17 protein-coding genes are annotated in these 11730 nt (G+C 66.8%); 16 read left to right on the top strand and 1 reads right to left on the bottom strand.

All coding sequences use genetic code 11. From position 1 onward, the window contains the following. The first annotated feature begins 95 nt into the window (after positions 1-95). The 4 genes from trxA to rsmD all read left to right on the top strand — a co-directional run bounded on the left by trxA (position 96) and on the right by rsmD (position 2764). Positions 96-419: a thioredoxin gene (trxA, locus tag KUL97_RS08045; protein ID WP_010303670.1), complete on the top strand. Its 324-nt coding sequence runs from the start codon at positions 96-98 to the stop codon at positions 417-419. Between the two features lie 100 nt (positions 420-519). Then, complete coding sequence (locus KUL97_RS08040) at positions 520-1572, top strand: TIGR00730 family Rossman fold protein (protein WP_217796428.1); 1053 nt, start codon at positions 520-522, stop codon at positions 1570-1572. Continuing rightward, positions 1569-2195, top strand: coding sequence for an imidazole glycerol phosphate synthase subunit HisH (hisH, locus tag KUL97_RS08035; protein ID WP_217796427.1), 627 nt, complete (start codon positions 1569-1571; stop codon positions 2193-2195). The genes KUL97_RS08040 and hisH overlap by 4 nt, the downstream gene beginning before the upstream one ends. After that, positions 2192-2764 (top strand): 16S rRNA (guanine(966)-N(2))-methyltransferase RsmD, encoded by a 573-nt coding sequence (rsmD, locus tag KUL97_RS08030; protein WP_217796426.1) that lies wholly within the window; start codon positions 2192-2194, stop codon positions 2762-2764. Before hisH ends, rsmD begins: the two co-directional genes overlap by 4 nt. 20 nt (positions 2765-2784) lie before the next feature. Here the strand turns inward: rsmD and petG are convergent, their stop codons facing one another. After that, positions 2785-2898, bottom strand: coding sequence for a cytochrome b6-f complex subunit V (gene petG / locus KUL97_RS08025; protein ID WP_010303680.1), 114 nt, complete (start codon positions 2896-2898; stop codon positions 2785-2787). Positions 2899-3040: 142 nt separating this feature from the next. Here petG and KUL97_RS08020 point away from each other — a divergent pair, with 142 nt between their 5' ends. The 12 genes from KUL97_RS08020 to KUL97_RS07965 all read left to right on the top strand — a co-directional run bounded on the left by KUL97_RS08020 (position 3041) and on the right by KUL97_RS07965 (position 11719). Then, entirely contained in the window at positions 3041-3379 is a 339-nt protein-coding gene (locus tag KUL97_RS08020) for a cytochrome c (protein WP_217796510.1), read from the top strand. After that, on the top strand, positions 3376-4125 hold the full coding sequence (locus tag KUL97_RS08015) for an RNA methyltransferase (RefSeq protein WP_217796425.1): 750 nt from the start codon (positions 3376-3378) through the stop codon (positions 4123-4125). The genes KUL97_RS08020 and KUL97_RS08015 overlap by 4 nt, the downstream gene beginning before the upstream one ends. Positions 4126-4156: 31 nt before the next feature. After that, on the top strand, positions 4157-5263 hold the full coding sequence (locus KUL97_RS08010; protein ID WP_217796424.1) for a serine hydrolase: 1107 nt from the start codon (positions 4157-4159) through the stop codon (positions 5261-5263). Beyond that, positions 5260-6630, top strand: coding sequence for a DUF3370 domain-containing protein (locus KUL97_RS08005; RefSeq protein WP_217796423.1), 1371 nt, complete (start codon positions 5260-5262; stop codon positions 6628-6630). Before KUL97_RS08010 ends, KUL97_RS08005 begins: the two co-directional genes overlap by 4 nt. Then, a complete protein-coding gene (gene bchI, locus KUL97_RS08000; protein WP_217796509.1) occupies positions 6627-7715 on the top strand; it encodes a magnesium chelatase ATPase subunit I in 1089 nt (362 codons plus the stop codon). Before KUL97_RS08005 ends, bchI begins: the two co-directional genes overlap by 4 nt. Positions 7716-7734: 19 nt before the next feature. Then, positions 7735-8211, top strand: coding sequence for a crossover junction endodeoxyribonuclease RuvC (gene ruvC / locus KUL97_RS07995; RefSeq protein ID WP_217796422.1), 477 nt, complete (start codon positions 7735-7737; stop codon positions 8209-8211). Further along, a complete protein-coding gene (locus KUL97_RS07990) occupies positions 8208-8780 on the top strand; it encodes a 5-formyltetrahydrofolate cyclo-ligase (protein ID WP_217796421.1) in 573 nt (190 codons plus the stop codon). Before ruvC ends, KUL97_RS07990 begins: the two co-directional genes overlap by 4 nt. A 67-nt stretch (positions 8781-8847) precedes the next feature. Further along, positions 8848-9069: a hypothetical protein gene (locus KUL97_RS07985; RefSeq protein WP_217796420.1), complete on the top strand. Its 222-nt coding sequence runs from the start codon at positions 8848-8850 to the stop codon at positions 9067-9069. A gap of 43 nt (positions 9070-9112) precedes the next feature. Next, a complete protein-coding gene (locus KUL97_RS07980) occupies positions 9113-9568 on the top strand; it encodes a hypothetical protein (RefSeq protein WP_217796419.1) in 456 nt (151 codons plus the stop codon). Continuing rightward, a complete protein-coding gene (locus tag KUL97_RS07975; RefSeq protein WP_217796418.1) occupies positions 9568-9987 on the top strand; it encodes a SufE family protein in 420 nt (139 codons plus the stop codon). Before KUL97_RS07980 ends, KUL97_RS07975 begins: the two co-directional genes overlap by 1 nt. A gap of 34 nt (positions 9988-10021) precedes the next feature. Then, complete coding sequence (locus tag KUL97_RS07970) at positions 10022-11332, top strand: homoserine dehydrogenase (protein WP_217796417.1); 1311 nt, start codon at positions 10022-10024, stop codon at positions 11330-11332. Between the two features lie 183 nt (positions 11333-11515). Continuing rightward, complete coding sequence (locus KUL97_RS07965; protein WP_217796416.1) at positions 11516-11719, top strand: hypothetical protein; 204 nt, start codon at positions 11516-11518, stop codon at positions 11717-11719. Positions 11720-11730: the final 11 nt, after the last annotated feature.

The following is an 11730-nucleotide window of genomic DNA, read 5'->3' as shown; positions in this document are numbered from 1 at the left end:
GCGACCGGGCCTTCTGTCTTCTTTACGAGTTCCGGCAGCCCTGAGGGCAACTCGGAAACCGTTGCTAGATTCCAAAAACACTGACCCAACCTCGGATGTCCAGCGCCGCAGCCGTCACCGACGCATCCTTCGAGCAAGACGTGCTCAAAAGCGATGTGCCAGTGCTTGTGGATTTCTGGGCCCCCTGGTGTGGCCCCTGCCGCATGGTGGCTCCGATCGTTGACGAGATCGCCAAGGAGTTTGAGGGCAAGATCAAGGTGTTCAAGCTGAACACCGACGAAAACCCCAACGTGGCCAGCCAATACGGCATCCGCAGCATCCCCACCCTGATGGTGTTCAAGGACGGCCAGAAAGTGGACACCGTGGTGGGTGCGGTGCCCAAGACCACTCTCTCCGGCACGATCGCCAAATACCTCTGATGCAGACAGGGCCCGCATCCGCAGCCCGATAGCCTCGAAGCCCGGCCTGAGTGCCGGGCTTTTTTCATGGATCAGTCCACCCAATCACCCCCGCCGGTTGATGGAGCAGAGCCCCCTTCAGGCCCTCGATCAGGAGCTGCAGAACCATCCGCAGCGGCGCGCGATCGAGCGCAGCATCGTGAGCCTGCTGGAGATCGCCAAGGGCAGCACCGATGCGGATGAATGGCGGCTGATCAACGGCGCCCTGGCCGATATTCGCGATGGCCTGAGCGTGTTTGCCCCCCATCGCCAGACCCGCAAGGTCACCGTGTTTGGCTCGGCGCGAACCACGAACGACGAACCGGCCTACCGGCTCGCCCAGGAGCTGGCGGTGGAAGCCGTGGCCCGGGGCTTCGAGGTGATGACCGGCGCCGGCGGCGGCATCATGGAGGCCGCCAATAGCGGCGCCGGCTGCGAGAACAGCATCGGCCTCAATGTGGATCTGCCGTTTGAGCAGCATGCCAACCGCTTCGTGAATGCCTGCGACGGCCGGCTGCTGCACTTCCGCTACTTCTTCACCCGCAAACTGTTTTTCCTGCGCGAAAGCGATGCCCTGGTGGTGATGCCGGGCGGCTTCGGCACGTTTGATGAGCTGTTTGAATCCCTCACCCTGATCCAAACCGGCCGCACACCACCGATCCCGCTGGTGATGCTCGCCCCCAGCGGCGACCACTTCTGGCCCGACTGGCTGCAAGACATCCAACAAGACTTGGCCAGCCGCGGCCTGATCTCCCCAGAAGACACCAGCCTTCTCAAACAGGCCAGCACAGCCGCCGAGGCGATGCAGCACATCTGCCACTTCTATCGGGTGTTCCACACAGCGCAATTCGCCGAAGACCGGATGGAACTGCTGCTGCACAGCGCGCTTCCCACCACCACGGTGGCAGATCTCAACCGCGAGTTTGATGAGCTGGTGGATGAGGGCAGCCTCAGCCAGGGCGAAAGCTGTGACAGCAACGGCATCCTGCGGCCCTGCCTGCGTTTTCACCTCGATCGCCGCCGGGTGGGTCTGCTCTATCAATTGATTGATCGGCTCAACGATCTCCCGCTGGAGGTGGCACCGGCGATCGAGCAACCTGGCCAGAGGATTCGCTCCTCCCTCACCTGCCCATGAGCACCATCGGCCTGATCGACTACGGCATGGGCAATCTGCACTCGGTGCAGCGAGCCTTTGAACGCCTCGGTTGCCGCATTCAGGCGGTGCACACCGGCGCCGAGATGGAAGGGTGTACGGCATTGGTGCTGCCCGGCGTGGGGGCCTTTGATCCGGCGATGCAGCGCCTCGAGGAATCGGGTCTGGCCGAGGCCCTGCGTCACTGGTGCGATGCAGGTGGAGCGCTGTTGGGCATTTGCCTGGGGCTGCAGCTGCTGTTTGAAGGCAGCGATGAAGGCACGCGGCAAGGGCTCGGCCTCATAACGGGCCATGTGGCCGCCCTGCCCAAACAAGCGGGGCACCCGGTGCCCCACATGGGCTGGGAGCCCCTCCAACCACGGAGCCCCAGCCCGCTGTTGCCACCGGATGGCCAACCCGCCTGGATGTATTTCGTGCATTCCTATGCAGCCGTGCCCAGCGATCCCGCCTGCACCACCGCAGCGGTGACCTTCGGAGAACACAGCATCACCGCCGCCGTTTGGCAGGGCCGCATCGGGGCCTGCCAGTTCCACCCGGAAAAATCGAGCCTCAGCGGCGAAGCGATGCTGCGCCGCTGGCTGGCGTGGGTCAACCAACTCGGATGAGCCTGCGTCTCAGCGGTGGTCGCCGCCTGCACAGTCCCCCGGGTGAGTCAGCCCGGCCCACGCCATCGCGGGTGCGTCTGGCGGTGATGAACATGCTGGCGGCCGACCTTCCCGGCTGCCGCTGGCTGGATCTGTTCTGCGGCAGCGGTGTGATGGGCTGTGAGGCCTTACAGCGCGGTGCGACAGCTGTGGTGGCGGTGGATGAGCAACGCAGCATGGCCAGCACCAGCCGCAGCAATCTCGAGCTCACCGCCTCGGGCCTCACGCCCACTCCCGACCTGCGGGTGGTGTGCCAAGAGGTGGTGCGCTGGCTGCAGGCGGGCCGCAGCGCAGAGCAGCAACCCTTTGATCTGATCTACGCCGACCCTCCCTATGCCGCGGGGCTCTACGGCTCCGTGGCTAGGGCGGTGCGGCAAGGCGACTGGCTCGATGGCCATGGCTTGCTGCTACTGGAATGCAGCTCAACAGCCCTTCCGGCCTGCTCAGGCGAGGAGTTTGAAGGCTGGGAGCTCTTGAAACAGAAGCGCTATGGCAGCAGCACTGTGTTGATGCTCAGTGCTGCTGCTTGATTCCAACAACAGCGTTAGTCTCAGCCGCCCAGAGCGCTGCCGCGGCGGTACTGGTTCCAGGCGGCCACAAACAGGCCGGTGAGGGTCACGGGAATCAGACCGAGCACGATGCCGCAGAGCAGGGGTTCGATCATGGGGTGACGCACCAGTGTTGGTTGCACAATTCTTTCACGCGCTTGTGCCGAGCGCGACCCGCCCTCACCATCTGTGACTGCACCGTCTGCCCCAGAGAGCTCGACCCCGGACAGCCCCCAGAGCGCCGGCACCAGCCGCGGCTTGATCTCAGCGCTGGTGCTGCTGGCGGCGGCCTGCGTGGTGGTGCTGGCCCTTGTGGTGCTGCCGGCCGCCCGCAGCGACCCTTACACCCGCAGGACCTTGCAACTCAGTGGAGCGGCGGATCGCGGTGAGCAGCTGTTTCTGATCAACTGCGCCGGCTGCCATGGCATCGCCGCCCAGGGGCTGGTAGGCCCCAACCTCCACGGGGTGGACAGCCGCAAGAACAACCGTCAGCTGATTCAGCAGGTGGTGAGCGGCCGCACCCCACCCATGCCGCGCTTCCAGCCCGAACCCCAGGCGATGGCGGATCTACTGGCCTACCTGCACACGCTCACATGAGCCTGGCGGTTGTGCTCGTGGAGCCTGCCGGCCCGCTCAATGTGGGCAGCGTGGCCCGGCTGTGCGCCAACTTCGCCATTGAGCAGCTGCGGCTGGTGGCGCCCCGCTGCGATCACCTCGGCGCTGAAGCCCGGCAGATGGCCGTGCACGGCGAGGCCCTGCTGGAGCAGGCAAGGCTCTATCCCGACTTAGCCACCGCCATCGCCGACTGCCGCCGGGTGGTGGCCACCAGTGGCCGGATTGAAACCGAGAGCCTCCCGCTCAGCGAGCCCGATGAGGCCTTGCGTTGGCTCTGCCAGACAGACAGCCGCAAGGTCGATGAAGGCCCAGAGCGCTCCAACCCGGTGGCAGCGCTGGTGTTCGGACGCGAAGATCGCGGGCTGAGCAATGCCGAGCTGCTCCAGGCCGGCCGAGTGGTGCGCCTGGCCACCAGCGAGGCCTACGCCTCCCTCAACCTCTCCCACGCGGTGGCGATCTGCCTGCACGAGCTGCAGACCTGCCGCACGCAGCCCCAGCCCATGGCGGGCAGCCCCACGCTCTGCAGCCGCGGCGCCTTGGAGGCAACCCTGGCCGATGCCGAGGCGCTGTTGCTGGAGGTGGGCTTCCTCTATCCCCATACCGCAGCAGCCCGGATGGCCAAGCTGCGGGCGCTGTTGCAGCGAGCCCAGGTGCAGGAGCCCGAGGTGGCCCTGCTGCGCGGCATGGTGCGCCAACTGCGATGGGCAGCTCGGCAAGGGACCCCTTAACGTCCGGTCCGTCCGCCGACAGGCAGCACCCGTGAGCGCGAGCCGCCCCAAACGCTCCAGCAGCACCCCTGGTTGGGGAGGCCCGCTGCGCCTGGTGTTACGGCTCACGGTGATGGGCATCGGCCTGGGGGTGATCACCGGCACCACCTTGAAACTGCTGGCGCCGCAGTTGGCCGGCGGATCCAAGCCAGCGGCCGCCGGCAAGGCTGCAGCGGCCCTGCTGCCCACCGCGCAACCCCTGCCTCGAGGCATGGCCCTGGGACGGTTTGAACCCAAAACCGAGCTCACCGCCGTTAGCAAAAAGTGGGCCCAACTGGCCGCTCGCCACAAAGATCTGCAGGCCAGCGGCTATCTGCTGGTGCTCGACGACGGTCGCTACGCCCAGCTGCAGCCTGACAAAGCCCTGCCCGCCGCCAGCTCGATCAAGACACCGATCCTGCTCGCGGGCCTTGAAGACCTCGATGCCGGCAAGCTGCGCTGGAACGAGCCGCTCACGTTGAGCAAGGAGGTGGTGGGCGGCGGTGCCGGCTGGATGGCCAGCAAGCCCGTGGGCACCCGCTTCCCCTTCTGGGAAGCCGCCACCGAAATGATCCGCGTCAGCGACAACAGCGCCACCAACCTGTTGATCAAGCGACTGGGGGGGAAAGTCGCCCTCAACGCCCGCTTCCAGGCCATGGGCCTCACGGCCACGGTGGTGAACAACTGGCTGCCGGATCTCGATGGCACCAACACCACCAGCTCCCTGGATCTCGCCCGCTCCATCGCCCTGGTGGACACCGGCGAGATGCTCAGCCCCCGCGCGCGCGATCTGTTCCGCGGCGTGATGGGCACCTCCCGCACCAACACCCTGCTGCCCCTGGGATTGCTGATGGGCCTGGGCGGCGATTCCGCTGACCCCGACAGCGCCCTGCTGGCCCACGGCGTGACCGTGCTGAACAAAACCGGCGACATCGGCATCGCCTACGCCGATGGCGGCCTCATCGAACTACCCAACGGTCAGCGGGCCGTGGCCGCTTTCATGGTGAAAGGCCCTTTCAACGATCCGCGCTCCACCGACCTGATCCGCGCCATGGCTGCCGAGGTAGCTCGGGCTCTGATCGGCAAACCCGGCGGCGCCGCACCTGCTGCATCCCGATGATCCTGCCCTTGCTGCTGGCGGCTACTCCAGCTGCCGCTACCCCTGCGCCCCCCGCGCCGATCCTGCGCCCCCAGACCGTGGCGCCCCTGCCCGGCGGCCTGGATCAGGTGCTGCTGGTGAACGACAACAACCCGGAACTGATCAGCGGGCCGGGGATCTTGCTCTCCACGTTCCCGGGCAACGGGCGTCCGAAGCCCGATGCCCATCTCGATGTGGCGCTGAACGGACGCTTTGATCTGTTCAGCCACCATGTGTATGCCGGCAAGCCGGACAGCCTCGATTCCACCCTCTGGCTCGCGGTGGTGGCTGAACCGCGCGGCAGCCAACCGGTGACGCTGCAACTGCTGGGTGGCTCAACGGCGCTCTCGCAGGCCACCGACAAGCAGCAACCCGATGCCCCCTTCCTGCCCCTGCCGGCCCTGATGCCGCAGGACGGCCATGTGTACAGCGGACCCGGCAGCCGCGTGGCCACCGAACTCCTGGCCCGCCAGCGCAACACGCTGCTGCCAGAGCGCTGGACACTGCCCCCCGGTCGCGTCAGCACACTGATCGTGTTGCCCCTGCCGGTGAAGGGCCTCGACCCCTTGCTAAACGGCCGCAATCTGCAGCTGCGTCTGCAGAGCTCAGGCCCCCTCAGCCTGGCCACCCTGGCGGCCTACGGCAACGGTGATCAACCCCCAGCCGCAACCACCTGGGCCGAGCTGCTCAAGGGGGGCCTCAGCCCCAAGGAGCATCAGCCCACCCCCCGCGGTGCTCGCGGCCGGATGGTGTACTCCCGCGTAAGCGGTGTGCAGATCGGCAGCATCTGGAACGGCACAATCACCGACCCCGGCAAGCCCTACCTCTCCACCAGCCGCGCCCCGATCTCCTGGCCGATCGCCTCACTGGAGCGCGGCAGCCTCGGCACCGGCCAGGTGCAGACGGCTGAGCTCAAAGCTTTCTACCCCGGCACCGCTTGGGCCGCCCACGGCAACTACGGCGTGGAATACAACCTGGCGATTCCGCTGCGAAACACCAGCACCAAACCGGTGCAACTGGAACTGGCGTTTGAATCGCCGCTGAAAAGTGATCAGGCCCAGGGCGGCCTGCGCTTCAATCCCGAGCCCGGCAAGTCGGTGATGTTCCGCGGCACGGTGGAGGCCAGTGGGCTCGACGGTGACAACGGTGCAACCGCCGGCCGGCGCAGTTTCCATCTGGTGCAACGGGTGGGGCAGCAGGGGCCGGCCCTTGGCACGGTGAGCCTGGCGCCTGGGGCCAGCCGTGATCTGCGCGTGCGCCTGATCTATCCAGCCGATGCCACGCCGCCTCAGGTGCTGAGCCTGCTGCCTGTGAAACAATCCCCCGAACAGACCGCTTCTCCTCACTGATGCAAGCCCGCAAGCGCAGGGTCTTCCCCTTCACCGCCATCGTGGGTCAGGAGGAGATGAAGCTCGCCCTGCTGCTGAACGTGATCGATCCCCGCATTGGCGGCGTGATGATCATGGGCGACCGCGGCACCGGCAAGAGCACCACGATCCGCGCCCTCGCCGATCTGCTGCCGGAGATCGATGTGGTGGCCGGCGACCCCTACAACAGCTCGGCCACCGATCCCGACCTGCAAAGCGCTGAGGTGCGCCAGCGGGCCGAGCACGGCGAACAGCTGCCCACCGAGAAGCGCCAGGTGCCGATGGTGGACCTGCCCCTGGGCGCCACCGAAGACCGCCTCTGCGGCACCATCGACATTGAAAAGGCTCTGAGCGAGGGCGTGCGCGCCTTTGAGCCCGGCCTGCTGGCCAAGGCCAACCGCGGCCTGCTCTACGTGGACGAGGTGAACCTCCTCGACGACCACCTGGTGGACGTGCTGCTGGATTCGGCCGCCTCCGGCTGGAACACCGTGGAGCGCGAGGGCGTGAGCGTGCGCCACCCGGCCCGCTTTGTGCTGATCGGCTCCGGTAACCCCGAAGAAGGCGAACTGCGTCCGCAGCTGCTCGATCGCTTCGGCATGAGCGTGGAGGTGCGCACCGTGCGCGATCCCGAGCTGCGCGTGCAGGTGGTGGATCAGCGCACCGCCTTCGATAACGACCCCGACGGCTTTAACAACGCCGTGCAGACCACCCAGGACGGCCTGCAAGCGCGGGTGGTGGAGGCGCAGAACCGCCTGCCCCACGTGCAGATCGACGACGACCTGCGCATCCGCATCTCCGCCATCTGCGGTGAGCTGGATGTGGACGGCCTGCGCGGCGACATCGTGACCAACCGCGCTGCCCGCGCCCTTGCCGCCTTCGAAGGCCGCACCGAGGTGACCGAAGACGACGTGGCCCGCGTGGCCGCCTGCTGCCTGCGCCACCGCCTGCGCAAGGACCCCCTCGAGCAGATCGACTCCGGCGATCGCGTGGTGAAGGTGTTCTGCAAGGTGTTCGAGCGCCCCGAATCCAGCGATCGCGGCGCCTTCGAACTGGCCCTGGCAGCCTGATGCAGCGCCGGGGGCACCGATGGTGATCCTCGGCCTCGACCCCGGCCTGGCGCGGGTGGGCTATGGCGTGATTGAGGTGGAGGGCACCCCGGGCCGCGGCCGCCAGCAGCTGCTCGATTGCGGCATCATCCGCACCGATCCCGGCCGCAGCGAGGGTGAGCGGATGGTGGAGATCGCCCGCGACCTGCGCCAGTTGATCCGCGCCTGGCGGCCTCAGCTGGCCGTGGTGGAGAAGTTTTTCTTCTACCGCTCCAGCACCACGATCTCTGTGGTTCAAGCCCGCGGCGTGCTGATGATGACGCTGGCGCGCTTCCAGATCCCGGTGGCGGAGTTCCCGCCGATGCAGATCAAGCTGGCCCTGGCGGGCCACGGCCACGCCGACAAAGACGATGTGCTCGCCGCGGTGATGCGCGAGCTCAACCTCGACACCCCACCACGCCCCGATGACGCCGCCGATGCCCTGGCCGCAGCGCTCACCGGCTGGTTTCAGCGATGACGGCCAGCGCCGCCAGCACCAAAGCCGAGCTGCGCCGGTTGTATCGCGAGCAACGGCTGCAGCATCAACCCGCAGCCGAAGCCGGCATGCAAACGGCTGCCCTGGCTCTGGCCGAGCAACTACGAGGCGAGCAACAACTCGGGCTCTACTGGCCTCTCAAGGGCGAGGCCGACCTCAGGCATCTGGCCGATCACCCAGATCTGCGCAACCGCCTGGCCCTGCCTCGCGTGGAGCGCGGGCAACTGCGCTACCGGCACTGGCAACCGGGCGCGGCCCTCAGCCCCGACGAAACAGGGATTCCCGCTCCAGAACACCGGCCAGATCTGGACGCCAGCGCCCTGGGGCTACTGCTGGCCCCTGCCCTGGCCTTCGACCAGCGCGGAATCCGCCTGGGCTATGGCGGCGGCTGGTTTGATCGCCTGCGCAGCGATCCGCAATGGCAGGCCATTCCCGCCCTCGCGGTGCTGTCATCCAGCTGCCTGGTGGCCGAGCTGCCGCGGGAGCCCTGGGATGTGCCCTTTGCCGGTTGGCTGGATGAGCAGGGCATTCATTGGTTGCAAGCTGTTTAAACCTCCCCTGCAGCCACGCAGCGCTGAGCAGGCTTTGGCAGGATCAATGCAGGCAAAGACCTCATCTGTGGATCTCCAGGCCAACGACGCGTTTCAGTCCGCCAGCAATGCCAGCCGGCGCACGCCCGGCATTCGCGTGAACCGTGGCACCGCAGCTGAGCAGGTGCTGGCCGCTGAGCTGAGCGGGCGCCAGGAGAGCGGTGATGCCCTCTCGATGATGGTGAGCTCCATGGTGCACATGGTTCAGGCCGGTAAAACCCGCAGCACTAGCAGCCGCTGGTCGGCCTGAAGCCCAGGCGCTTAGCTGGCCCAAGCCTTTGTTCGGCATTGCGATGACACAGCCTGTTTCCACCGCTCTGCGCGCGCTGGCTCTGGCTCTACTGCTCAGCCCTGCAGCCGCCCAGGCCCATGGCATCGAAAGCAGCCTCACCCGGCTGGAATCCCTCACCAACAGCCTGGTGCTGGAGAGCCGCTTCTCCAATGGCGAACCCACCAGCGATGCCGTGGTGCGCCTGGTGGCCCCAGACGGTGAATCCCTGGAGCTGGGCCGCACCAATGCCGAGGGACAGCTGAGCTTCGCCCTGCCCAAACAGGCCAATGGCGAGTGGGAGCTGCAAGTGGATGGGGGGCCTGGCCACCGCGACTATCTCGAGATGCCAGTGAAAGCCGGCCAAGCCCAGCTGGATCAGATCAGCCGCCACCACCACTCCAATCCAGTGCCCTGGCTCAGCGCCCTGGGGGCAACTGCCATGCTGCTGGGACTCCAGCGCATGCGTCGTTCCCGTTGATGGCCACCGGCAGCGAGAAGCTCGATCAGATCGTTGAACGCCTCAAAGGCACCGCCGATCCCAAGCGGCGCTACGAATACGTTCTCTGGCTGGCGAAAAAACTCGAGCCCTTGCCGGAGGACTTCCGCAACGACGCCTTCAAGGTGAAGGGCTGTGTGTCGCAGGTGTATGTGGTGGGGCAGCTGGTGGATGGAAAGCTGCACTGGCAAGGCGATTCCGATGCCGCCATCACCAAAGGCCTGCTGGCGCTGCTGATCGAAGGGCTTGAAGGACTCGAGCCCGCCGCCGCCGCTGGCATCGATCCGAGTTTCCTGAGCGAAACCGGGCTTCAGGCCAGCCTCACGCCCTCACGGGCCAATGGCTTCCTCAACATCCTCAAGATGATGCAGGCCCAGGCCAGTGCCCTGGCGGCCGGCTGATTTCTAGGATCGGCCCTTTCACGGATTGGGCGGCATGACCATCGGCATCGGCTTGCTCGGGCTTGGCACGGTGGGAGCAGGCGTGGCCGAGATCCTGCTCAACCCTCAGGGCCGCCATCCGCTGGTGAGCCAGCTGGCGCTCAAACGCGTGGCTGTGCGCGATCTGAACCGCCCACGGCCGGTGGATCTTCCCGCCGAGATTCTCTGCACCGATCCGCAGCAGGTGGTGAACGACCCCGCCGTGGACATCGTGGTGGAGGTGATGGGCGGCCTGGAGCCGGCCCGCAGCCTGATCCTGGCGGCGATCGCCGCGGGCAAACCGGTGGTGACGGCCAACAAGGCGGTCATCGCCCGCTTCGGCGAAGAGATCGCCGCCGCGGCCGCCGAGCGCGGCGTGTATGTGCTGATCGAAGCGGCCGTGGGCGGCGGCATTCCGATCATCGAACCGCTCAAACAATCCCTGGGCGGCAACCGCATCCAGCGGGTGAGCGGCATCATCAACGGCACCACCAACTACATCCTCAGCCGCATGGCGGATGAGGGCGCTGCCTACGGCGATGTGCTGGCCGATGCCCAGCGCCTCGGCTACGCCGAGGCCGATCCGGCCGCCGATGTGGAAGGTGGCGACGCCGCCGACAAGATCGCCATTCTCTCGGGCCTGGCCTACGGCGGCTCGATCGAGCGCAGCGCCATTCCCACCGAGGGGATCAACCGCCTCGATGCCCGCGATGTGAACTACGCCGCCCAGCTCGGCTACGTGGTGAAGCTGGTGGCCACTGCCCAGTTCCTCGGCACCGACGCCGATGACACGGTGCAGCTGGATGTGCGGGTGAGCCCCACCCTGCTCCCCAAAGACCACCCGCTGGCGGGGGTGCACGGCGTGAACAACGCGATCCTGGTGGAGGGCGATCCGGTGGGGCGCGTGATGTTCTACGGCCCGGGCGCCGGTGCAGGCCCCACCGCCTCGGCCGTGGTGGCCGACATCTTGAACATCGCCGGCATCCGCGAGGCCACCGGCCAGGGCGGCGGCCTCGACCCGCTGCTGGCGGCCAGCCGCTGGCGCTCTTGCCGCCTGGTGGATCCCGGCGAGACGCAACACCGCAACTACCTGCGCCTGCAAACCGGCGATCAGGCTGGCGTGATCGGCCGCATCGGCAGCTGCTTCGGGGATGAGGGCGTGTCGATCCGCTCGATCGTGCAATTCGAAACCAGCGGCGATCGCAACGACGCCGAGATCGTGGTGATCACCCATGAGGTGCAGGAGGCAAAGTTCCGCCGGGCCCTCGCCGCCATCACAGCCCTACCCGATGTGAAAGCCGTGGCGGCCTGCCTGCGCACCCTCTGAGCCGGCGCTGAGGCAGATTGGACACAAAGCGAGAACGACCCCGCACCGCTGCGCCATCTGAATCCGCTGACGCAGCGCTTGCTTTGTAGCGACGAGAACCTTTGATCAGCCCATCACCCAGAAGGCTGCCTGTCGGATCCTCTTTCTCTCTACGCCTCCACAGCTCTGTTTCACACCCGACCCATGACCCTGCATCAGGGTGATTGCATCACCCTCACCAGCGACGAAAACCTGTATCAGGTGATCGGCGTGGACGACCGTCACAACCGCTGCTGGGTGCGGCGCTGGCCCCTGGCCCGCCATGGCTCACCCGTGTTTGAAATTTCCCTGCAGCAGGTGGCCAGCCACGACCATCACCATCCCCCACGCCTTGTGCATGGGGCTTGAATAGGCGGGCT

Origin of the sequence: Synechococcus sp. HK05 (assembly GCF_019104765.1) — a bacterium.
Lineage (GTDB): Bacteria > Cyanobacteriota > Cyanobacteriia > PCC-6307 > Cyanobiaceae > Vulcanococcus.
This window is presented reverse-complemented; position numbering and strand designations above follow the sequence as displayed.